A 21359-nucleotide genomic window follows, 5' to 3' on the forward strand; every position below is an offset into this window, starting at 1 on the left:
GGCGAACGCGAATACGAATTGCTGGACTCCCTGGAGGCAGTCATTGCAGTTGACCTGCCATACGTGCTCGTCGGTGGGTGGGCGATCGCGGCGTTCAATCAGCGCTTCACCGCGGACGTCGACGAAGAGGATCCCCGAGAGCAGGCGGTGAAGTATGACCTTGAAGACGAAATCGACGCCTTGCCCCGCTACCTCGAGACGCACGGCGAGGTCGACGACGACCAGCTCTCTGAGTGGGACGAGTTCTTAGAGCTGGCGGCTGACTACGAGGTGCGACTATCCTGAGACCGAACGTCGTCGCCAGCTGTGGTGTCAGCCAGTGTCAGTTCGGATCGTAGGGATTCGTTGCTGTATCGAGCCGATAGACGTCCTCGGCTGCGTCAAAATCGTCGTCGAATGCATACAGGTAGCCGAGCCCCTCGGTTTGCATATACGCGACAATGCAGGCGTCGACGAAGGAGAGGGGTTCGTGTTGGCGAAAGAGGGCCTTCCCTGTCGCGAGGGCGTCGGTAGTGAGTGAGTCGATGTGGAAGCGGGCGTTTTCTTCGATGCGATCGAGGAGATCGACGGCTGCGTCGTGGCCGGCGTGGGTCGTGAGGCCGTTGAGTGTTTCCGCGAGCACGTAGTCGAGGACGACTGCCTCCGGGAGCGTTCCATTGTCGATGCCGTGGAGGACCGGGAGTGCAGCGTCGTGTGAATTATCTCGCTTGTATGCGGCTGCAAACAGGACTGACGTGTCGATGAGTGCGCGTGGCATTTACTCGACGTCGACGCCCCAGGCGTCGTGATCGCTGGTTACATCGGTCGGCTCCTCACCATCATAACCGTCGAAGTCGGCGAACGTGCCTGTCTGCTGTTGGATGACGTGAACCCGGATACTCCCGTCATCTTCGAGATGCCAGCGGAGCTGATCACCGTCGTCGATATCGAGTTCACGTCGAATCCGGGCGGGGATGTTTGCCTGGTTTCCCGACACCTTGCTTTCGGCGTCGATCCTGTCGCTGCTCATATCTCCCGGTAGGTGACCCACCGTGAAAAGTCTAGTGTGCCGCCACACTACTTAGTGCTACAAGAGAAACCTCCCAGAAGAGGACGTAAATCTATTCCAAGGTCGTGGGGAGTCGACCGTCTGGTTGGGGAACACGGCCCCGTTTGATTTCGTGATCGACGCGACGCAGGTGCTTACAGCCACCCTCGGGTGAGCGCTGTTGCCAGTCGGGACAGCTACACGATTCGTCGATGAGTTCGACTTCGTACCGGTTGCCAGACGCGGACTGTACCTCGTAACGGTCACCTTTCGAGAGGAGCGAGACGTCCATTGCTTCGGCGACGGCACGCTTCGTGCGGGGCTCGAGATCGTCCTGTAACTCTGCGTTCTCGTCGACGACCAGTCGGTCGCGAACGTCGCCCGTTCGGCCACCGTCCGGAACAACGGCTTCCGCAGGGACACTGAGCCGCTCGTGGAGCGCTTCCTCCACCGGATGGCCTTTAGTGGACCTCGCGGCGTTCGCGATGGTCGTATGAGCCGCACGCGGCTGCGCACCCAGTCCAGACGCGCCAAGCACCGAGCGCGGCCATCACGTCGACGATGTCGCGGGGCACCGTCTGGTGGTCGTCCGGGAAGAACACCCGGAAGCGGGTACACGCCTCCTGCGGCGGGACGGTCTCCCACCAGTCTTCGCTGGAGCCCCGGCTGTCGCACATCGCCTCGTCGCTCCCGTAGCCGACGGTCACGCCGTCGACCGGCGTCCAGTCTGCTGGGAGGGGGTCCGCCTTGCCTTCGAGCACCCGAAGCACGGCGTATCGGAGGTACTCGTGGGCTTGGTTCTCTGTCGTACGAGCGACCTGGTCGTGCTGCTCGGCAACGTGCTCGGCTTCCTCCCCGACTTCAAGGGTCGGGGTATCCGCCTCGCAATCTCTATGGAGGCCATTCTATTCCATTCTTACCGATATATTTATAAATACTTCGGTAGGAGTGGAATCTATGAGGGAAGCGGAGCTACGGGTTATCGACTGTTTGCGGGATCGGTCCTACTCGGTTAGCGAGTTAGCCGATGCAATCGAGAAAAGTCAGAGCTGGACGTCGGAGGTCGTTGGCGACCTCGAAGCCGACCACCTAGTGGACCGAACCGACGGCGTACAGCTGGCCACCACGTACGAAGCGACGCTGCTTGCCGAGCTTCTCGACCGATACGCACTCGAAAAAGTGCTGACAGGGACGAAAGAGGACATTTTGGATGCGCTTCTCGACGGCCCGAAGACGATTTCGGAACTACAACAGCAGGGCTTCGCCAAATCCACACTCTACAAGCACTTGAACGAAATCCAGGAGACCGGTGCGATCACACACACGGACGACGGGTATGCGATCGCCGATGACACGCTTCGGTCGTTTCTCGAAGCCAGAACCCGAACAACACCGTTCGAAACCGAATACCGCGCGAACGGCGACCGACTCGTCGCGACAAGCAAGGACACCGTCGACGGAACGCCGACTGCGTTCTCGGCGTTCACCCGCTACGGCGTCGACTACCATCCGGCGAAGACCTACCTCTACCAAGGCGACCGCTCGCTCGAACTCGAAGCGGTTCTGATCCATGCGGTGACCGTCGCAGAGACGAAAAAACAGATGGCGATGGCCGGGGTGTTCTATCTCACGCATCGCGCGACCCTCGACGCTAGCGACCTGTGGCGGCTCGCAAACAGGTGGGACTGCGTCGAGAAGTGGGCGGACCTCTTTGCATACATTGATCAGCGGGAGGTCCACCACGAGGAGCTCTTTCTCCCGTGGGAGGAGTTCATCGATCTCGCAAACGATTATGGGGTCTACCCACGCGGCCAACATCCGGAAGATAGCCTTCGACGGGGGCTCGAAGAGCTTGGAGCACATCTGGAGATACCTGTCGACGTGTATCTTCTCGGGGGTGGCAACCTCATTCTGCGTGGCCTGAAGGACTCGACAAAAGATGTCGACCTCGTCGTCGACGACGGACAGACGTTCTTCGCAATCGCTGAAGCGCTTCAGGATCTGGGATATGAGGAGCGTGGCGACCTGGAAGCGGCATACAACCAGCTTGATCCCAGTCTTGTGCTGGAGAAGGAGGGGTTTCCGCGCTGGGACATCTTCGTGGAGGCGGTCGCCGGCCAGCTCCAGCTAACGCCGGCGATGATCGAGCGGTGCGACCAGTCATTCGAGTACAACAATCTCCACGTGCATCTGCTCTCGCTGACCGACATCTTCGTGTTCAAATCGATCACGGAGCGCGAAGGCGACCTCGAAGACGCCGCACTGATCGCTAGGCAAGCCGATCTCGACTGGGAGAGCATCTTCCAGGAAATCAAGACTCAGGAAGATCGCACTGGCCAATTCTTCTCGTTTGCTGTGCTCGATACGCTCGATGTCCTCGACGAGCGGCACGATATTGTCGCCCCAATCACGGAGCGGCTCGTCTCGTACTGTCTCGAGAACGCGCTGCTCGTCTCGCTGGAGACCCCGAAAACGATCGAAGACCTCCGAAAAGAGTTGGACTTCCCCGACCACCAGATCTACAACAAACTTCGGAAGCTCGAGGAGGAGGGACAGATCACCGTGGACCGCAGCGGTCGGCTCAATACGTACCAGCGGGCTGAATCGTCTGACGATTGATTCTCCATTAAGATTATACTCGACGCGTGGGTAGGACTTCATTGACTACGGGAAATTTGAAGAGGATGATGAACCCCTCTGGGAGAAACTGCGGGGTGGAGAGTTCTACGTGAGCTTTGGATCTGGCGACTGACATGCCACTCGATACATTCGGTGACTTGTTTGCGATCCAACCCCTCCCCCACACCACTACACGTCCGGCGCTATCGATAGAGTTCCTTTCTCAGTCTCCATTTACTCAATAGACTCGATCTCCGGACGCTGTAGACCTCAAAGAGGAGTACGGGCTTGGCTACCACGACCGACTTCGCCTCGAAGTCGCTGGCGACCCGAAGTGGGAGGGCGAACAGGGTCGGTTGGAACTGTACTCCGACGAGGTGGACGACACGTTCCGGGCCTTTCAACCCGTCACTGTCCCCGATTCTCGACGGGATTCACCACTAGCCGACGAATCGGCTGCGCTGGACGTGGGCGCGAACAATCTCGTCGCCTGTACGACTACGACCGGCCAGCAGTTCCTCTACGAGGGACGCGACCTGTTCGCCTGCTTCCGTAAAACCACCGAGGAGATTGCCCGCTTGCAGTCCAAACTCTGCGAGGGGCGGTACAGTAGCCGACGGATTCGACGCCTCTACCGCAAGCGAACACGACGACGCGACCACGCACAGGACACGCTCGTACGTGACTTGATAGAACGACTGTACGACGAGGGCGTTGCCACCGTGTACGTGGGCGACCTCACGGACGTGCTGTCGGCACACTGGTCGGCAGAGGTGAACGAGAAAACGCACCAGTTCTGGGCGTATCGCTCGTTTATCGACCGACTGGCGACGACAGCCGAGGAGTACGGCATCACGGTCGAAGTCGAGTCAGAAGCGTACACGACGGCGGAGTGCCCGGTGTGTGGCGAACGCGACGATACAGACCGAGACATCGACGTGTTCCGGTGTCCATGTGGCTACGAGGGACACGCCGACCTTAGGGCTTCGCGAACATTCTTGGAACGACATGCTGGCGTGAATCTGGAAGTCGGATCGATGGCACGGCCCGTACGCCTCACGTGGGACGACCACAACTGGTCGGAGTTATCACGCTCTCCCGAGAGGGCAAGTCCCAACGAGGAGCGTACAAACCGGAGTACCGGCGACGGGAAACTTGCCTCCGTGGGGACGGCATAGCCACCATCCTACCGGAGGAATCCTACGGCTTCACAGTAGTTGCCGATTCAAATTGCAGAGTGTTCGCTGAGGGACGGCGAGATTGCTGAAATCCAGCCTGAGTCGGTTGTTTTAGCAGTGATTCGAGTAGGTGGTGATGGACGAGACGAGATATTTACGGCGACCGTCAGTCTCGCCAGTACGGAGGGGCGTGCTGACCCGGGCACCAGCCCGGGTCTGCCGCCCCGACGAGGCTTATCCGTAGGTCACTGGCCCGAGGAAGAACCGAAACGTCGCCGTCGAGACTGCTGGGCGCGTTTTCACCCGCCGGTGCTCAGAGAGCAGGAGACACACCACTATCCAAAGATTGTACAGCGCCACAGCGAACAGAAAGTAGAACAACCGCACCGCAAACACCGGTGACGTCGTCCGAGGCAGGAATTCACCGATCTTCCGGTAGGACGTTTCTATGCCCCACCGACGCCGATACGCTTGCGCGAGTGGGACCGCTTCATCTACCGTCCGCTCCCGGTTCGTGATCAGACACAGCGAGTCGTCGTCCCGCGAGTGGTGCGGGACGACGACGAGCGTCACCGGGACACGCATCGTCGGTGAACTCTTCTTCACTAATGCGTAGTCAGTGACGAACACACTCTCATCATGGTCGGATAGGTCGCGCTTGATTCCCGGTGTTTTGGGAGCACGCATGACGAACTCCACACCGAGATCGACGAGTTCGTCGACTAACTCTACCCGATACAATCCACGATCACAGTAGATGCGGGTGATCGAGACGGCCTGACGCGCCGTCTCGATCACCTCGCGGATCGCCTTGATCAGGGACGGTGTGTCGGTCCGAGCAACGTGCTTGGACGCGAGCGTGAACCGCGCTGCCGGTGACACAATGCACAGTGTCACAAAGACGTAGGCGAGGTCGGTGCCGCGGTCAGGGTTGATTCGCGACACCATCGGTGTCTGCTTCGAGCCGTAGTAGAGCCACTCGTGGAGGTCTAACGCAACCTCTGCCGTGTTCGGAAAGCGACGAGCCCTGTGTGTCTGCGTGATGAACTGCTCGCGGACGCCATCGAACTGGGCGTCGATGGCGTCCGCGTTCATCCGGCCGAGATTGTACAGCAGAGATTTCGCCAGCGGACTGCGGTCTTCGAGATCGAGAGTTTCACCTCTGGCAAGTTGGAGATGTCTGGCACTGGTGTTGGTGAACTCCCGTTCGAAGGCACTCCGAGTGAGGACTCTGGCGAAGTCCTCACTCGGATAGGTGCCGTTGTGTTTCGCTCCGAAGTCTAAGGCGGGATAGAGAAGCGAGCCTGCGGCACGACAGAGCTGCCGTGCCTCGGTGGTAGCGACCATACTCCTCGTACGGTGTCACCGAAGAAATCCGACTCTCAGCTACTTCGGCAACTACTGTGAAGAGATGGAATTCCCGAGCGTTGGGATATTAAGGTTTAGAGTCCACTACCTCGGCCTGCGGTTCGAATCCGCAGGAGAGGTCGTACAGGTAGACTCCGGGCTGGGCCAACCAGCCGGTACTCCTATCCCTAGACGAGGACTCGGAGTTACTTGCGCTGTCGTTGATGTCGAGACGGATGTTCTCCGCTCCATTTACGTCCGCGTTGAACGCTGCGTCACACTCCTCACAAACGTACAAGCCACGCTCAACACGCTGCCCATCGTCTTCTTTCCCGCACACAGCACACGTCTTCGATGTGTCACCCTCGTCCACTTCCACGACCTCGATCCCCTCGGCCTTCGCCTTATATTCGAGAATCGAGGTGAAACGGTCGAACGCCCACCCGTGCAGGTCAAGGTTGCCGTGCTGTCCCCAGTTCTTCGCCTGACCGTTCTCATCCTGACGCACGCTACTCAAATCTCCGACGTTGACCCGGCCAACGCCCTTCTCCACACACCGCTGGACGATGTGCTTGGCGAGGGCGTGGAAGAAATGCCGGCGGCGCTCAGACCACTTCCGGTGCAGCCGTGTCGCCCTCTCGCCACCACTGTCGTCACACTTGGCAATCTCCTTCGGGAAGTAGTAGCCGTCCTGTTTCAACCGATTACCCGGGTATAGTTCGGCCTCTTCCGTACTGTAGGCGACAGCGGCGAAATTCGAGATACCGAGGTCGATGCCAGCGGTCTCCTCTCCGGGTGCGTCTGGCGTCTCAATCTCGTCTTTGCAGACGAGGTGGAGTTCCCAGCGTTCCTTCGCGTTGTCGTAGACGGCACGAACCTGTTGCAGGTTCTCGACCGCGATGCCGGGTTGCGTCTCGTATTCGACGAGGATGTAATCGCGGTCCCGTGGGTGGTCTTTGTGATTCGCGCCTTTGCTGAGGCGGACGCGATTGTGTTTCGGGTCGTGTCGGATGCCCTTCTGCTTCCACGTGACCGTGCTGCGCGGGTGTTCTTCGTGGACGCGGCGGCCTTGGTCGTCGTAGTAGTTGCGTTTGCGGTATCCGGGTGGATTGTCCCGGTCGTCGTCTGAGGAGTACCACGAGTTGAAGGCTTCAGCGAGTTCCTCCAGAACCCGCTGACTGGACTGACTGTGCAGCCCTCGGTACTTGTCGTGTTCCTTCAGCTCGCTTTTGAGTTCCTCGTGACTAGGGATTTTCCCGATGTCTTTCCATTGTTGGCGGGAGTAGTAGTTGGCGACGTTCCAGAGTTTGCTGGCACTCCACCCGTGCCGGTCGAGTGGCTCTGCCACGTGTGAGTGGTTGCGGATTCGCGCACGGTGGGTGCGGTGGATCTCCAACATCCGTGGAACGTCTCTATAACAGGTTATAATCGCCTAAATTGTAAAGATTAATGTTTGACTGCGGTGGGCTCTTTGGGCGTATTATCCGCGGTGAATTACCGCTCGCTGTGTCGGTTTATCCCATCGCAAAAGAGATGGTTATTCCCCTCACATATCCACATAATTGAGGATGGCTGTACTGGACGATCTCTCGGGGTTCGAGTTCGAGGACGTGATGGAGGACGTGTTCCGGAACCTCGGCTATGAGAACGTCCGCCAGGCCGACCGAACCGTTGACGAGGGCCGCGACGTCCTCATGGAGGAGGTCGTCGACGGCACGCGGCGTGCGATCATTGTCGAGTGCAAGCACACCGGGACGGTCGGGCGGCCGGTCGTCCAGAAGCTCCACTCGGCGATCGCGACGTTCGACTTCGACGGCCCCAAACGCGGAATGGTCGTCACGACCGGCCGGTTTACGAACCCGGCTCAGGAGTACGCCGACCGCCTCCAGCAGAACGACGACCCACACCCAATCGAATTACTCGACGGCGAGGACCTCCGGGAGATCGCCGACGAGATCGGCCTCGACCTCTACAACGGGCGCATCGAGATTCTCTGCGACGAGACGCTCCGCCCGTACGACCCGGCCGCCGACGTCGACGCGGCCGTCGCGGAGGCGTTCCGCGACATCGAGAACATCGAAGCCGCCGACCTTCCAGAACCGCATTCGTCGGTGTCGTTCCGCCCGGTGGTCGCGGTCACCGCGGACACGAACGCTGTCTTCGAGACGTCGGTGGGCGTCATCCACCGGATCAACGACCGGACGCGATTCGTCGCCCACGCCGAGCGCGGGCAGCCGCAGGTCGTCGACGAGGACGTCGCGACGCTGGTCACCGAGAATCTCCACGCGACGGTCGACCTCGACGCCGAGCAGTTCGGAGAGGTGTTCGACGACGTCGAGGAGCGCCGGTTCGGGCAGACCCAAACGGAGTACAAGGAGTGGGCCGTCGAGCGCCTCCAGCAGCACCACACGACGACGGTGACCTACACCGGCGACAACAACGTCACGTACAACAAAACCTGTGAGCCGAACCGCTCGGATATCTCCGTCCAGTCGATCGAACCAGTGTACCTCCCCGAGGTTCGGCACACCACCGACATCCAGGAGTACACCTACCCCTACGAGTACTACGCGGCAGGCCCGTCACGGGTGACCGCCGAGGACGGCATCCATCGGTGCGTCCATTGTGACACGAGCGGCGGCGACGAGACGTACACCTACTGTCCGAACTGCGGGGCCATCGCTTGCTCCAGTCACATCAAAACGGAGCGGCTGGAAGGTGAGCCGATCTGTACGGGCTGTGCGGTGACGGAACGATTCGCGCTGAAGACGAAGCACTTCTACGACGAGGAGAACCTCGAGGCGTTCCGCGAGGAGTACGCCGCGATGCCGCTTCACGAGAAGGCGATGGAGAACAAGTGGCTGGCCGGGGGAAGCGTTGTCGCGACGCTGCTGCTCGTGGTCGGACTACTCGTCATCGGCGGCATCATCTGAGCGGGCTAAGCGTTCACGCCGGCTCAGCGACGATCTCTTCGAGCGCCTGCTCAAGCGGGCCGTGGAACTGCCAGCTAGCCCGCTCGAAGGCCTTGTCGGCCGGTCCATCCCAGCGCGGGAACGCAGAGTGACCACTCACCTTGACGGTCCACTCGGAGGGGTCCTCGAACGGGTTCCGGATCGGGAGTTCGACGACGTAGAGGTACTCTTCGTCGCCGTGGATGCCGTTTGCCGGTTTTTCGACGCCGTGCCCCAGCAGGAACATCGGCTGATCCAGATGCTCCATATTGGACGGATCAAGGAGATCCGAGGGTTGGTCAGCGGGGATCGTTCGGTCTGGGTCACCATCCAGATACAGGTCGATCGTCGAGAGCTTGTCGAGGAACACGAATGTCGCGGCTGTGTACCCCGGTCCGCGCTCGGCGCGAGTCGCATCGAGAAGTTCCTTTAGCTGGGAGAGGTCCCGCAGAACGCTACTTGGGTACCCGTCTGAATGCCGGTACACCTGTGCGACGCGCTCGGCGTCGCCATCCGTTTCACTGGGCTGTTCGATTCGCTGGACGAATCGGAGCTGACTTCGTGTTGACATCGATCACTACCGGCACGAGTGCGCCGGCGCCCCTCACCGGCGCAAAAACAACTCCCACCGCTCACTCGGGCGGTGGAAGTGGTTGGATCGGGAGCTGTTCGAGTTGTCTGTGACAGCCCGCACAGACCGTCAGTAAGTTCTGCTGCACATCAGCATCCTCGATATCTTGGTCGGAAGCTCCAACGAACTCTGATCGCGGGATTCGATGATGGACATGAAGATCCATCCCGTATTCGTCTTGATGCCGTTCGCGAGTCATCCCACACCAAACGCACTGTTCGTCGTCCCGGCGAATGATCTCTTCCCGCTTGATGTGCCAATTCTCTCCGAACCGTTGCGTGGGACGGAGGGTCTTTCGCAGGAGGTACTCCTCCAGTATTTGTTGCTCAGTCACCCGGAGTGCTGCTTCCCACGATGAGAAGATCCGCCGGATTGGAACAGGAGAACAGGAGCCATGTTTCCGAACATCTGTTGTCGTGGGTGGACGTCCCAACCGTTTGTAGAGGGTCCGTAGCTCCTTACAGGCCTCCTCCTCGGTGAGGGGGTCTGGTTGGTTTAGGGGGGCTCCAATCGATTGAAGCGCTGCATTCCATGACCCAAACCTCCGCATATAGGGTTCGGGACTGTACTTCCCATGCTTAATCATATCCCGCTTGCGAGGGGTTCGCTCCAGCTCATCCCTAAGCCGTTTGAGTTCCATCTGAAGCTCGGCCCGAGACAGCGCATCCGGCTGGTTTCGGTCATATCCTGCGGCTTCCAGCGCATCGTTCCAGCTGCCGAACTCCGATAGGTACACCCAGCTACTGAACTTCCCTTCTTCATCCATTTCGGCAGCCGTAGGCGACGAATCAAGTCGGCTTCCCAGACGCCGTAGCTCGGCAAGGAGGTCTTCACGGTCCACTTTCCACTGCTTTGCAGGCTGATGACCCGCTTTTCGGAGAGCGTCGTTCCAGCTACCGAACCGATTCTGATACGTCGTTACGCTGTACTTCCCGTGCCGTTCCATATCCCGCTGTCGCGGTGTCCGATCGAGGTTAACGGCTAGTCGATCAAGTTCCTCCAGTAAATCTCGGTCTTCGATATTCGCTGTGCTACTGTGCCCCGGTTCCAGCCCTGCTTCCTCTACTGCGTCGTTCCAGCTTCCGAACCGGTCTTGATACGTCGTCCTTGAATAGGAGCTCAATTCGTCTATTTCACGAGACGAGGGAGTCCGACCAAGTTGATCCGCTATAGATTGTAGTTCCTCTACGAGTTTCTCAGGAGGAATACGATTAGGACTCATGTTCTCACCGGTGGCTTCGCCAGTTGCGGACGGATTCATCCATCTTGGTATATGAAATTCAGGACCAGAACTACATCGCCGACACCCCTCGTCGGCGCAGAAACGACATCACGCAGTTAGGGATACTCCAGCGCCACTATGCGAGATGCGATACCTCGTCTGGCTCCTCGACATCGTCGAACTCTCCACGCTCCACAGGCTCCCAGTCCTCACCGGGCTCTGGACTCCACCAGTCGACCTTGTAGGCGCCTGGTGCGCCGAGGATTTTCACGCGGGCCGACCCATCAGGCAGGTCGCGACGTAGCTTCTCGTCGACGTGGAGGTTCCAGGTCGTGCTTGTATCGAAGCAGGCGAGCACAGCCTCCTCGTAGCCGCGTGTCTCTCGAGACTCTTGGAGCTCGACCTGGGTGTTGCAGTTCTTGCAGAACACCCCCTCGAAGGGAATGTGAGTGAAGACCTCCTGCCCGCAGACGGGGCACCAGAGGAACTCGAACAGGGCCTCACTGTGTCGGTCAAGTACTTCGAGACTCATTGGTTGACTAACCCGGTTGTCCCGGGCCATCACCTCGTGCCCGGCCGAAAAACAGCACCCAGCGGTCATTCACTCACCGTTCGACGCCGTAGATGATGCGTGAGGGGGCTTCGTACCCACAGTCGGGGCAGTCGTACCACCGCTGGACGTTCGCCCCGTCTGCCGCTTTCTCGCCGACACGAACGTCCTCGTTCGGACACTCCGGACAGCGGAGGGCCGGGGCGGACCGCTCCCGGAGCTCGTCACGGAACGCCGTCGCGTCTTTCGTCTCGTACCCCCGCGACCACACCGGGTAGCCGTCGACGAGGATCGCGCCACGCCATTTGTACCGATACGAATCTGGCGCACGATGCAGCACGGCTCGCGCACCGATCTCGGTGTTCCGATACGCGAGTGTCGGCGAGCGGCTCTCGCGTCGCCAGTTGGTGATGCGGGACATTCTTAGAAGTGGACGTCAGCGGGCACGATCCAGAGCTCTTCACTCTCCTCGAGGAGTCGGTCCAGCTGTCCACGGTGGCGAATGCCGGTTCCGTGTTCGGTGTACAGGAAGATCGTCGGGCCGTCGTACGCACCGACCTGGTGGAAGGCGTGCCGCGCGAGGTCCTCGTCGCGCATGATCTCCTCGTCGGAGAGTTCGTCGATGGCTTCCTTCACCCGCTCAAGGTTGCGCTCGAACTCTTCCTTCGTCGCCTCCCAGCCACGCTCGAGGAGATCCTGGCCGTCGTCGGAGTCGACCGGGGCTGCAGTCGGCAACTCTCCCCATCGCGCCTTCCCCGCAACGGACGTGTCCTCCTCGTCGAAGGTCACAAAATAGTCGAATACTGCGCAGGAATGCGGCTCAGCGCCAACCAATCGATTGAACACTGTTTTCCCCGCAGTCAATGCTTCGTTCTCTGTCGATGCCTCGACGAGCGCGTAGATGACCATATGCATCTGAACCACTCCAGCGCCCGTCGGTATGGTCACCGACGCGAGTAGACAACTACCAAAACATATAAGTATTCGCCCCCCTCTATAACAACCCTTACTCAGTAGGATAGATTCGTTCAGTACAGTCGAGGAACAGTACGTTCCTTCGCCCACAGTTCACTACCCAGACGAACCCAATCTGAGGACAAGCTTGAGGTTTCTCGGCTGCAGGTCAACGCACCAAAACCGTTCAAGACAACCGCTTGGCCGGAGAGTTCTAGAACAATTCTCCCAACCACGATCTGGACGCCAGCCAGTAGGACTTAGGAGCTGTGGAAAACCGTACGATGTAGTGACAATACGCTCGTAATAGATCGGACAAAGAACCTGACGATTGCCGATGTATAATCGGAGTTGTTATTCACGATGATTGTTCAGACAGTAACCCCAAGATGATCCTCGATATAATACATTGGGTTACCGCCACTCTTTTCACCAACATCATCACCGTCAGTATCGGCACTATAAGCTAAACCTCCGACTATATAAGTTACTAGTTGGGAAGAGCTGTCATATTCTCTAGTGAAGAATAGTCCTCCAGAATCACCACCATTCGCAGTGCAGTCAGTCCAAAATTCGTGCTTCTGGTTCCCATCTTGTAATTCATTTATAGTATCGTAATGACGACCGGTTCTCCTGCCCTGACTGTAGATGCTATTTCCATCGGCTACCAGATCTTGGATGGCATCATGAGACTTGATCCCGAAAATAGGCCATCCCTCTGTCCCCCCACTATCAGCAGCGATATCGTAGGTGTGATCTGGTCCATAGAAAGCAACCACAGCAGCATCACCGTCTCCATAGTCTTGTCCATTCTGAAGCCAATCTACGGCTGGACCTACATCATTATCAGACGAGCAACTGTTTTGGTAGACCGAATCCTGATTTGTTCGACCAATCGCATGTGCAGCAGTAACACTACAATATCTACCCATATTAGAATAGTATGCAATAGGCCCCCCTGTGTACCCGTCTGAAGATGTACTAACAGAATTGCTCATTTCAATACCAGCTGGAATCGGACGATAAGTATCATCAAAATATGAATCAACACTCCCACATAGTAAATTTCGTTCTACCCGTTGGGCCTCCACTGGGATCGTTCGTTCTGCAGACTCGTTTCCAAATTCTACAGTCGTAGTTAGTTTGTCTGGTATTTTGGCGGTTAGGCTTCGGAAACTTATATCTTGTTCACGGTCTGTCCAAAATTTCACCCTGGCCTTGAGGTCCTGTGGAGAATTGCCTGAGTTGAAATATGATACAGTGACATTGTTGTAATTATATCTCGAAGCCAGTTGGTGAGACGCACGTTGTGTCGCTACTGTCCAGATCCACTGATCACGTGGAATCGTATACATTAGCTCCTCCCGCTGTGGGGGCTCAGTACCATTTTCCACTGCTTCGTGATTAGTATGCGAGTAAGCACCGATTCGAGGGACTTCATCTCTTACACTATCTGTTACCTGAGCCAGTGATTCAGCTGATAGTGATGTTATTGCCCCTAATGACACACCAAGCTCAGACAGTCTTTTCGTGAACTCTCGCCGGTCCATCTTTTCCAGGCTTCTAATGTCGTATCTAGACATTAAGTTGTCATTAAAACTGATGGCTAATAATGTTTTCTAGATTTGAATGGGTATCTACATATTTATTAATTTATGATTACCGAAAGACATAAACTCTGTGGGATGGAAGATTTCACATAATGAGGCGAATATCGGCATTACTTCTGGTAATTATGATTCTTTCGGGTTGCTCTGGTCCTGAAATCATAGACAGCTCTAAGAATACCGTTTCGGAAACGCCTGAGACTACTGTAGATGACCAGCCTACAGCAATAGAGACTAATGAAAGTAATACACCAACTGAGGAGATCGGTGGATATATTGAAGTTATGAAGGTTGACCATATTCCAGATAATGCAACGGTAATAACATTTAATAACACCTCAATAAGGAATATTTCTAAAATTCAACAGGCTATTAGAGAATCTCTTTACCAAAACGAAACTGAAATTTATTTGACGGAGTCAGAGTACGAAAGTATGACTGATGTCTATCCATATGAATATGTATATAAAAATGACCCATTCGGTCTATATGTAACATACCAGAAAAAGAAATTTCGCATCAGACTTGTTGAATATGTATAATCCTTCCTTATTCTGGGCTGTAGAGAAATTCGAATGTGTAGCAGAGAGGACGTATTGTGCATCGTAGACCACACGCTTGCCCAATTCGACGTAGACGATCCGGGGCCTAGAAACTGGACAGTCACGTCAAGCGAATGGACGGGTCGTTCGATTGAGTGATGCTCTCGCTTTCGTAGCAAGTGCGGGATCTGATAGACCGACTACGTTGCGATCTGATTATGGAAGGTCACGGTGTGTCTCGGGAAGCTACATAGTCGGTGAGCGGTTCGCTACAGGCATAAAATGGGGCCGTTACGGGAGAGCCGCCGAGGAATCGCCGGTGGCGAGGATCGGTAAACAAACGCTGTAAATTTTCAGGCGCAGCGACCGATCGTGGCCCGCGTACATTGGGTCCTGCTATAGGGTGGCGCATATGAAACTACCGTAACAGACGGTAGTAGCGGGTGAATAAACTCTGATGCGTGGCCGATATGGTGGTGTGATAGTGGTCCCAAAATGTGGTTGAATGGGAGTGGTCAATAGCCTATATAATGTACGTATAATTTATGAAATATGTTAAAAATAATCCTATTGGCTATCCTAATTCAATAGAAAATCAAGGACATCAGAATCCGGTCCTCGTCAAACGAAACGTATTGACGTCCACCTCGGTGTGAGGCTCCTCCACGTTGGACGCTGGTCCACGGGAGTGACTTACAGGTTTGTGCGCTGTTCGTTGGGATTTGTCTCGAACTCAGGGGCGTCTGTGGTTGAACGCCATTCATGATTGTCCCACTGGAACCGCACGGGCCGCGCCATCGGCCTGACTTGCTGCTCGGTGTTCCGCCGGAGGAACGTCTCTGCGGCTGTGAGATCAGCGTGTCCCTCGAACCCGCAGGGGCAGGTCAGGGTCTCTCGATGTCGAACCGTCTCGTCCTGCTCTCCGCACTCCGGACACGTCTGACTCGTCCATGCCTCACTCTTCTCCACTACCTCGATCCCATACTCCTCACAGACGGACCGAAGCTGATCGATGAACTGCTTGAACGCCCAGAATTGGTTCAGCTTCTCGTTGATTTCAGGGGACGGTTGGATTTTGATGACGCCGGTGAGGTCGCCGATGTACACCGTTGCGACCCCTTCGTCGTGCAACCGTTCGACGAGGTCACGGATGAGGGCCTTCTGGGCGTGGGTCCGTCGTCGGGAGCGTTTGCGGTAGAGCCGGCGGATTCGCTGGCTCGTGTCCCGCTCTGGCGGCAGCTTGGCTGAAAGGCGCGCGATCTCTTCGGTCGTCGATCGGAACTGTTCGAACAGCTCCTTACCGTCGTAGAGGTATTGCTCACCAGTAGTGGTCGTACAGGCAACGAGGTTGTTGGCACCCAGATCGAGGGCGGCTTCTTCCGAAGCCAGTGGTGAATCCAGTTCTGAGTCGTCGACTGAGACTGGTTGATATGCCCGATAGGTGTCTTCGACCTCGTCATACTGGATCTCCAATTCCCCCTGTTTCCCGTACCACTTCGGATCGCCACGGACCTCCAATCGAAGCCGCTCGAAATACCCCATGTCGTACTCGTCTTTGAGATCCTGGCCGACGGGGACTTCGACTCGCGAGTAATCGCCCCACTGGATTTCGTATGAGTCGTTTCGAACGAACAGCCGGAGGTCACGCCCGTCGTCTGCGTTTCCCCAGTAGCCGGGCGGGGACGCGTCCTCACCGCTTTCCAACAGCGCGAAAAACGACTTCCAGGCGGCGTTGTTCTTCCGTGTCACCGTCTGGACGCCGGCCGCGCCGAGCTGGCCTTTGTATTGGCCACGAAACTCATCTGTCTCCCAGATGCTTTCGTCGTCGAAGAACCGCTGGCGGCGGGCATAGGTCAGCTCGTTCCAGAAGCTCGCCGTCGCGTCCATAACCTCCTGTAACAGGGCCTCATCCGCTTCCGAGCGGGGCCGCACTTCGAAGGTGTTGGTCCGCTTCATCGTTGGCTCACCTCCTGCTGGTCAAGCTGTGCCCACCGACGTGGAATGTAGCCGTACCGCTCGATCTCGGCGGCCTGTTCACGGAGGAGCCCGACGAGGACTTGCTCCGGGACACCTACCTGAGCCTGTTCGGCCAACAGCCTCCGGAGCGCATCACGGGCGTCCCCGATCTCCACTGGATCGCTATCGTCCATCGATGCGCTCCCGAGTATCCTCGGTTTCGTATTTGAATGTTGGCGACGCCGTCCGGCTCTGAGAGTTACGGTGACGTAGTAGTCGAAGACGGCGCCGGCGTGGGGGTCCGCGCCGACCAGGCGGTCGAACACTGTCTTTCCGGTGGCTAATGCTTTGTTTCTATTGATGCCTCTGTGAGAACGGAGATGACGATATTCATTTCGAACAGCTCAAAACGCCGATTTTCATCATATTTAACAACTAGCTCCGGGACAGGCTACTTCCTCGTTGCGCACATAGATAATTATGAAAGTAGATAGTGGTCTGGAAATTATCCTTTATTGAGATACTATTCTGTGCTTGCAATTTTAATTGCTGAATACACGATATATTAAGAAAATAGCATTTGAATCTAGTAACTGTCAGATATTTAGGTCAACCGGGTGAACATTCGTAATGTGGTAGAAACCTGTCCCTCTCAGAGTATCATATACACTTCGTTCACCATTGTCGCAAGTTGGATGACAGTTTATAGAGCCTGTATAGATTGGAGGTTGATGCTGTGATATTGTAATCATATAGGCATACGGATCGTTATCAAAATACCGTACCTCGTAGACGGGGCCGCCCGAATCACCATCGGCGAAAGGAATCTCACATTCAACTCCCCAGCCATTAAAATCAACACAATCCCAACCGCTACTAATTCGATTACCGCTTACGAATCCATTTTCTTTACCACTAGTCACCCCTGATTTATAAATGGTAGCGTTTGAAGAATTGAGATCGTCAATACCATCACTTGTCACATATCCATTAATAGGTATTCTTCGATTCCCTTCCCAAATATCTCCACTTATAGTATTTCCAACTGAATTTTCTTCTATTATAACCCAGTCTTCATCCTTATTCCACTGGTGTATTTCACCCATATAATCCGAATTATGATAAGCTGGCTCACCTCCAATCCCGTCTGGGCAATCACCCCATAAATGAGCAGCTGTTATCATCCCCGTCACATTATTGTACTCCACTGGTGCTCCTAGGGTCCCGTATGAGGTTCCACAATTATTATCAATTTCTACGGTTGTTCCTGATGCGATATTATCTGGGTTATTACTTGTCTTATGGCCACAACTTCCCTTCTTTGGGGGCTCTTTCGTTTCTTTAACAGTTACTGGAATTCCTTCCACCGCGTTCGGCAAAACACCATTAAACTGTTCAGGATGCACCTCTATGCGTATTTGGAATCCTTGCTTCCCTCCATATGATTCATCAGAAGTCACTTTGCCTATAGTTTTGACTCCCCGTTGCGTCATAAATCGATCGCTCAGTTGATCTTTAATCCGATTCGCTCTTTGATTGTGATTATACCATTCTGTCGGCACTTCTTTCCATTCAATAACTTTGTTACCGCGTTTAGCATAGGCAATTTTAGTTGTACCTTGACCCCTCGCAAGTCCGGTAAAATTAACTAATCCTAACCCTGTAATTCCAGTTCCCAGTTTTTGTAGGATTGAACGACGACTGTCTGATTTTTCACTTTTGTAATTGTCATCCCGATTTTTGGAGCGAATATTTTGGGTTGTTCTGAGTGTCTCCATACATCCTCCGCACTCGTTAACTTTCTTACTTAGTTCGTTTTGATAACCGTCTTGATTCATTCTATTTGTCATTTTACCACATTCGCTATTGATATTGATAATCACTTATATTTAATGGCGAATAGAATAGCTGGCAAAATTGACAATATTTAACTACATTCATTAGGATGATTTTGGGAAAATACTGTTTCTCAAATACATATTGGGCATTAATACAATAAATTTGAATAATTCATACGTTATTGATTAATTCCATTTAATTTATTAACGATGAAAAGTCAGTTTGGATATATTGGAGTATATAACTGACACAAAGAGAGTTCTTTGAGCATACCAAGATTACTTACTTACCGCCAAGCAATATCAGCGGTAAATAATGAACCGTCGTCATTATTTAATAAGTGTCGTAACGGGTCTGGTAGGAGTGACAGGATGTACACGGCAACAGGGTGGAGACGGAGCTGCGGGTGGCAAAACTGCAACAGCAATTCTGACGATGGATTCTTGTACTGATACCGAAATCGCTAAAAAAATTGTTCCTGATCTCGATGATGTCCAGTCAAATAGACAGCGTCTTGCTAGACGTCTCGTTAGAAACGGCTCGGTAACTGTCCGAGCGTCAGAACCTCCATTTGAGGATATTGATCGTTTACTCTCCAATAGTACAGTCTATAATATATCCATCAGGAGTACAGAACGGCAATCAGCGATTCGATATCATGTGACATTAAATTCCCCTGAGGATGTTGTCGCTGATCCCGAGGTGGTCCCATTCAGAGAATTACCGACCGTTGACCGAGCCAAAGTTGATCAAGAAATGATTGGGACTGGAACTTATCTTACGTACTCCCCAAAAGAAAAAAATCAATCGGAATTGGTTCCTACCCCACGGAATCCAGTTATTATGTGGGATTCCGGTCAGCAGGCTCGATTTACGGTCCGTGAGAGTGAAGCCGTCACGACTCAATCAGAGTACCATTACAAAACAAATCGAGTCAGTAATGTTGAAATGTTTGGAAAGAAATTCCGTCAGAACCATCAATTTGAACTTAGTGGACTAACCAGTGCTGAAAAACAAATAATTCAGCAAGCAATCTCTAGTGATGGTCCTTATAAGGGTTATCGCGTTGCACCACCAGAAGAGGAACCTGCAGCGACTCCAACAGCTTCTTTGAGGCGTCTTGTTAGACGCTTTCGACAACACAAGGACAAAGGGTTTGATCCTACCGGCGGTGATCCCCCCTCTGGTGCTGAAGGGTTGTACCTTGTCCAATATAATGGTCAAACATACTTTACTGACTTGTCCTTAGACGAACAAGAATTTAATTCCCCAATATAGTTAATTTAGAATCTAAAATCTGAATAATGTTCTGACTGATAGAATTGGATAGTAGTATCGATACTTGTTAAGTATATTCTTAATCATAATCTCACCGAAACAGCGTATCGACGTCCACCTCGGGGCGAGGCTCCTCCACGCCGGACGATGGTCCACGGGAGTGACTCACGAGTTTGTGCGCTGTTCGTTGGGATTTGGCCCGAACACGGGGGCGTCGGTGGTCGAACATCACTTATTGATCGTCCCACTGGAACCGCACGGGCCGCGCCATCGGCCTGACTTGCTGCTCAGTGTTCCGCCGGAGGAACGTCTCTGCGGCTGTGAGATCGGCGTGTCCCTCGAACCCGCAGGGGCAGGTCAGGGTCTCTCGATGCTGAACTGTCTCGGCTTGCTCCCCACACTCCGGACACGTCTGGCTCGTCCATGCCTCGCTCTTCTCCGCTACCTCGATGCCATACTCCTCACAGACGGACCGCAGCTGATCAACGAACTGCTTGAACGCCCAAAAGTTCTCCAGCTTCTCGTTGATTTCAGCGGACGGTTGGATTTCGATGACCCCGGTGAGGTCGCCGATGTACACCGTTGCGATCCCCTCGTCGTGCAATCGTTCAACGAGGTCACGGATGAGGGCCTTCTGGGCATGGGTCCGCCGGCGGGAGCGTTTGCGGTAGAGCCGGCGGATTCGCTGGCTCGTGTCTCGCTCTGGTGGCAGCTTGGACGATAAACGTGCAACGCTCTTGTGAAGCACGTTGTTGATTTCAGAGAACGGCGTCGAGAGCATGTTTGAGTGCTTCGTCACCTGGTTTTCTGTAGAGTTCGCGACGGAGCTGAAGCGTTCTGAGATACGGCGTTAGCTTGTCTTTTGAGACTCCTCGGTGGGGCGAGAGCCACCGTCGCGTCAGCGACGCGTGGCTCTCGCAGGTGTTGACGTGGATATCGCCGTCAGCGTATTCTCCGTCGCCGTGGACGACGTATTTGCGGTTGAACCCGTCGTCGTCCTCTAACGGATCATAGGCCCGAAATCCATCGGTATAGACGGTCAGCGACTCCTGCTCGTGGTCGGCGAGCAGGAGTCGGATGGTCGATTCGTCGGCGGATTTCGCTGGCACGACGTACCGATCGTCCGAGCCACGGTCGACCAGCGTGAACACCGGCGGTTTGTCACCGTCGTACGATCCTCGTCCACGCGTGGACAGGCCACGCGAGCGCGACTCCTGGTCGCGCTCGCGGCCTTTGAGGCCAGCAGAGACGTACACCTCGTCGATTTCGACCGGTCCAGACAGCGTGATCGAAGGCGCGTCGAGCGCTCTGGCGAAGCGCTCGACGCGCCGTCTCACCGTTCTGTACGAACGATTGAGTTCCGCCTCAATCTGTCGAATGCTCGTGTTAAACCGTAAGAACACGTAGATCGTGAAGTACCACTCTTTGAGCTTCATCTTCGAGTGAGCGAAGATCGTGTCGGTTTTGTCGTTGAACGTCCGACCGCAATTCTTACACAAATACCGCTGATACACCCGATAGCTGCCGTTTCTGACCGTCAGGTCAGAACGGCAGCGGGGGCATTCGACGCCATCACGCCAGCGAACCTGTTCCAGCAGGTCCGCTGCAGCCGATTCCGACACGAATCGGCTCATTGGGAACATATCGGGCACCGCTGG

The 21359-nt window shown here is 55.2% G+C and carries 18 protein-coding genes and 4 pseudogenes; 6 read left to right on the plus strand and 16 right to left on the minus strand.

Going from position 1 to position 21359, the window contains the following annotated elements; all coding sequences use genetic code 11:
- Positions 1-114: 114 nt before the first annotated feature.
- Positions 115-285 (plus strand): annotated as a pseudogene (locus tag Hhyl6_RS22045) (transcriptional regulator TrmB); the annotation flags it as partial.
- 37 nt (positions 286-322) lie between these two features.
- Here Hhyl6_RS22045 and Hhyl6_RS22050 read toward each other — a convergent pair.
- The 3 genes and pseudogenes from Hhyl6_RS22050 to Hhyl6_RS22060 all read right to left on the minus strand — a co-directional run.
- On the minus strand, positions 323-757 hold the full coding sequence (locus Hhyl6_RS22050) for a PIN domain-containing protein (protein ID WP_483741391.1): 435 nt from the start codon (positions 755-757) through the stop codon (positions 323-325).
- Positions 758-1009 carry an AbrB/MazE/SpoVT family DNA-binding domain-containing protein gene (locus Hhyl6_RS22055; protein WP_483741392.1) on the minus strand — a complete coding sequence of 84 codons (252 nt, stop codon included), beginning with the start codon at positions 1007-1009 and terminating at the stop codon, positions 758-760.
- A gap of 91 nt (positions 1010-1100) precedes the next feature.
- Positions 1101-1881: pseudogene (locus Hhyl6_RS22060) on the minus strand (hypothetical protein); the annotation flags it as partial.
- Between the two features lie 103 nt (positions 1882-1984).
- Between Hhyl6_RS22060 and Hhyl6_RS22065 the strand changes: the two are divergent.
- Both Hhyl6_RS22065 and Hhyl6_RS22070 read left to right on the plus strand, forming a co-directional pair.
- Complete coding sequence (locus tag Hhyl6_RS22065; RefSeq protein WP_483741393.1) at positions 1985-3646, plus strand: transcriptional regulator; 1662 nt, start codon at positions 1985-1987, stop codon at positions 3644-3646.
- Between the two features lie 254 nt (positions 3647-3900).
- Positions 3901-4824: pseudogene (locus Hhyl6_RS22070) on the plus strand (RNA-guided endonuclease TnpB family protein); the annotation flags it as partial.
- A 234-nt stretch (positions 4825-5058) separates the two neighbouring features.
- On the opposite strand, the gene Hhyl6_RS22075 reads toward Hhyl6_RS22070, so the two are convergent.
- Together Hhyl6_RS22075 and Hhyl6_RS22080 are read right to left on the minus strand one after the other, a co-directional pair.
- Complete coding sequence (locus Hhyl6_RS22075) at positions 5059-6171, minus strand: transposase (protein WP_483739158.1); 1113 nt, start codon at positions 6169-6171, stop codon at positions 5059-5061.
- Positions 6172-6259: 88 nt separating this feature from the next.
- Positions 6260-7570 (minus strand): RNA-guided endonuclease InsQ/TnpB family protein, encoded by a 1311-nt coding sequence (locus tag Hhyl6_RS22080; RefSeq protein WP_483741394.1) that lies wholly within the window; start codon positions 7568-7570, stop codon positions 6260-6262.
- A gap of 169 nt (positions 7571-7739) precedes the next feature.
- Here Hhyl6_RS22080 and Hhyl6_RS22085 point away from each other — a divergent pair, with 169 nt between their 5' ends.
- Entirely contained in the window at positions 7740-9104 is a 1365-nt protein-coding gene (locus tag Hhyl6_RS22085; protein WP_483741395.1) for a restriction endonuclease, read from the plus strand.
- 13 nt (positions 9105-9117) lie between these two features.
- On the opposite strand, the gene Hhyl6_RS22090 is transcribed toward Hhyl6_RS22085, so the two are convergent.
- The 6 genes from Hhyl6_RS22090 to Hhyl6_RS22115 all read right to left on the minus strand — a co-directional run bounded on the left by Hhyl6_RS22090 (position 9118) and on the right by Hhyl6_RS22115 (position 14062).
- Positions 9118-9693, minus strand: a complete 576-nt coding sequence (locus tag Hhyl6_RS22090; RefSeq protein WP_483741396.1) for a hypothetical protein — start codon at positions 9691-9693, stop codon at positions 9118-9120.
- A gap of 61 nt (positions 9694-9754) precedes the next feature.
- Positions 9755-11014 (minus strand): homing endonuclease associated repeat-containing protein, encoded by a 1260-nt coding sequence (locus Hhyl6_RS22095; RefSeq protein WP_483741397.1) that lies wholly within the window; start codon positions 11012-11014, stop codon positions 9755-9757.
- 97 nt (positions 11015-11111) lie between these two features.
- Positions 11112-11507, minus strand: a complete 396-nt coding sequence (locus tag Hhyl6_RS22100; protein ID WP_483741398.1) for a DUF7567 family protein — start codon at positions 11505-11507, stop codon at positions 11112-11114.
- 73 nt (positions 11508-11580) lie between these two features.
- On the minus strand, positions 11581-11946 hold the full coding sequence (locus Hhyl6_RS22105; protein ID WP_483741399.1) for a DUF7568 family protein: 366 nt from the start codon (positions 11944-11946) through the stop codon (positions 11581-11583).
- A gap of 2 nt (positions 11947-11948) precedes the next feature.
- The gene (locus Hhyl6_RS22110; protein WP_483741469.1) at positions 11949-12440 is read right to left on the minus strand and encodes a DUF7995 family protein; all 492 of its coding nucleotides are present in this window, start codon (positions 12438-12440) and stop codon (positions 11949-11951) included.
- Positions 12441-12850: 410 nt separating this feature from the next.
- Positions 12851-14062 carry a chymotrypsin family serine protease gene (locus tag Hhyl6_RS22115; protein WP_483741400.1) on the minus strand — a complete coding sequence of 404 codons (1212 nt, stop codon included), beginning with the start codon at positions 14060-14062 and terminating at the stop codon, positions 12851-12853.
- A 119-nt stretch (positions 14063-14181) separates the two neighbouring features.
- Here Hhyl6_RS22115 and Hhyl6_RS22120 point away from each other — a divergent pair, with 119 nt between their 5' ends.
- On the plus strand, positions 14182-14628 hold the full coding sequence (locus tag Hhyl6_RS22120) for a hypothetical protein (protein ID WP_483741401.1): 447 nt from the start codon (positions 14182-14184) through the stop codon (positions 14626-14628).
- A gap of 693 nt (positions 14629-15321) precedes the next feature.
- Here the strand turns inward: Hhyl6_RS22120 and Hhyl6_RS22125 are convergent.
- The 3 genes from Hhyl6_RS22125 to Hhyl6_RS22135 form a co-directional block, all read right to left on the minus strand.
- Positions 15322-16584, minus strand: a complete 1263-nt coding sequence (locus Hhyl6_RS22125; RefSeq protein ID WP_483741402.1) for an RNA-guided endonuclease InsQ/TnpB family protein — start codon at positions 16582-16584, stop codon at positions 15322-15324.
- Positions 16581-16910 carry a DUF7995 family protein gene (locus tag Hhyl6_RS22130; protein WP_483741403.1) on the minus strand — a complete coding sequence of 110 codons (330 nt, stop codon included), beginning with the start codon at positions 16908-16910 and terminating at the stop codon, positions 16581-16583. Before Hhyl6_RS22130 ends, Hhyl6_RS22125 begins: the two co-directional genes overlap by 4 nt.
- 270 nt (positions 16911-17180) lie before the next feature.
- Positions 17181-18467, minus strand: coding sequence for a hypothetical protein (locus tag Hhyl6_RS22135; RefSeq protein WP_483741404.1), 1287 nt, complete (start codon positions 18465-18467; stop codon positions 17181-17183).
- A 271-nt stretch (positions 18468-18738) separates the two neighbouring features.
- Here Hhyl6_RS22135 and Hhyl6_RS22140 point away from each other — a divergent pair, with 271 nt between their 5' ends.
- The gene (locus tag Hhyl6_RS22140) at positions 18739-19701 is read left to right on the plus strand and encodes a hypothetical protein (protein ID WP_483741405.1); all 963 of its coding nucleotides are present in this window, start codon (positions 18739-18741) and stop codon (positions 19699-19701) included.
- Between the two features lie 238 nt (positions 19702-19939).
- Here Hhyl6_RS22140 and Hhyl6_RS22145 read toward each other — a convergent pair.
- Both Hhyl6_RS22145 and Hhyl6_RS22150 read right to left on the minus strand, forming a co-directional pair.
- Positions 19940-20440, minus strand: a pseudogene (locus Hhyl6_RS22145) (zinc ribbon domain-containing protein); the annotation flags it as partial.
- A gap of 19 nt (positions 20441-20459) precedes the next feature.
- Positions 20460-21344: an IS1595 family transposase gene (locus Hhyl6_RS22150; RefSeq protein ID WP_483738666.1), complete on the minus strand. Its 885-nt coding sequence runs from the start codon at positions 21342-21344 to the stop codon at positions 20460-20462.
- Positions 21345-21359: the final 15 nt, after the last annotated feature.

The organism is Haloarcula sp. H-hyl6, from assembly GCF_056934455.1.

Coding starts and splice junctions, on each gene's coding strand:
- Hhyl6_RS22075 (WP_483739158.1), bottom strand. CDS start 6,171: ATGGTCGCTACCACCGAGGCACGGCAGCTCTGTCGTGCCGCAGGCTCG.
- Hhyl6_RS22065 (WP_483741393.1), top strand. CDS start 1,985: ATGAGGGAAGCGGAGCTACGGGTTATCGACTGTTTGCGGGATCGGTCC.
- Hhyl6_RS22050 (WP_483741391.1), bottom strand. CDS start 757: ATGCCACGCGCACTCATCGACACGTCAGTCCTGTTTGCAGCCGCATAC.
- Hhyl6_RS22100 (WP_483741398.1), bottom strand. CDS start 11,507: ATGAGTCTCGAAGTACTTGACCGACACAGTGAGGCCCTGTTCGAGTTC.
- Hhyl6_RS22125 (WP_483741402.1), bottom strand. CDS start 16,584: ATGAAGCGGACCAACACCTTCGAAGTGCGGCCCCGCTCGGAAGCGGAT.
- Hhyl6_RS22150 (WP_483738666.1), bottom strand. CDS start 21,344: ATGTTCCCAATGAGCCGATTCGTGTCGGAATCGGCTGCAGCGGACCTG.
- Hhyl6_RS22120 (WP_483741401.1), top strand. CDS start 14,182: ATGAGGCGAATATCGGCATTACTTCTGGTAATTATGATTCTTTCGGGT.
- Hhyl6_RS22090 (WP_483741396.1), bottom strand. CDS start 9,693: ATGTCAACACGAAGTCAGCTCCGATTCGTCCAGCGAATCGAACAGCCC.
- Hhyl6_RS22095 (WP_483741397.1), bottom strand. CDS start 11,014: ATGAATCCGTCCGCAACTGGCGAAGCCACCGGTGAGAACATGAGTCCT.
- Hhyl6_RS22080 (WP_483741394.1), bottom strand. CDS start 7,570: ATGTTGGAGATCCACCGCACCCACCGTGCGCGAATCCGCAACCACTCA.
- Hhyl6_RS22115 (WP_483741400.1), bottom strand. CDS start 14,062: ATGTCTAGATACGACATTAGAAGCCTGGAAAAGATGGACCGGCGAGAG.
- Hhyl6_RS22110 (WP_483741469.1), bottom strand. CDS start 12,440: ATGCATATGGTCATCTACGCGCTCGTCGAGGCATCGACAGAGAACGAA.
- Hhyl6_RS22105 (WP_483741399.1), bottom strand. CDS start 11,946: ATGTCCCGCATCACCAACTGGCGACGCGAGAGCCGCTCGCCGACACTC.
- Hhyl6_RS22140 (WP_483741405.1), top strand. CDS start 18,739: ATGAACCGTCGTCATTATTTAATAAGTGTCGTAACGGGTCTGGTAGGA.
- Hhyl6_RS22055 (WP_483741392.1), bottom strand. CDS start 1,009: ATGAGCAGCGACAGGATCGACGCCGAAAGCAAGGTGTCGGGAAACCAG.
- Hhyl6_RS22085 (WP_483741395.1), top strand. CDS start 7,740: ATGGCTGTACTGGACGATCTCTCGGGGTTCGAGTTCGAGGACGTGATG.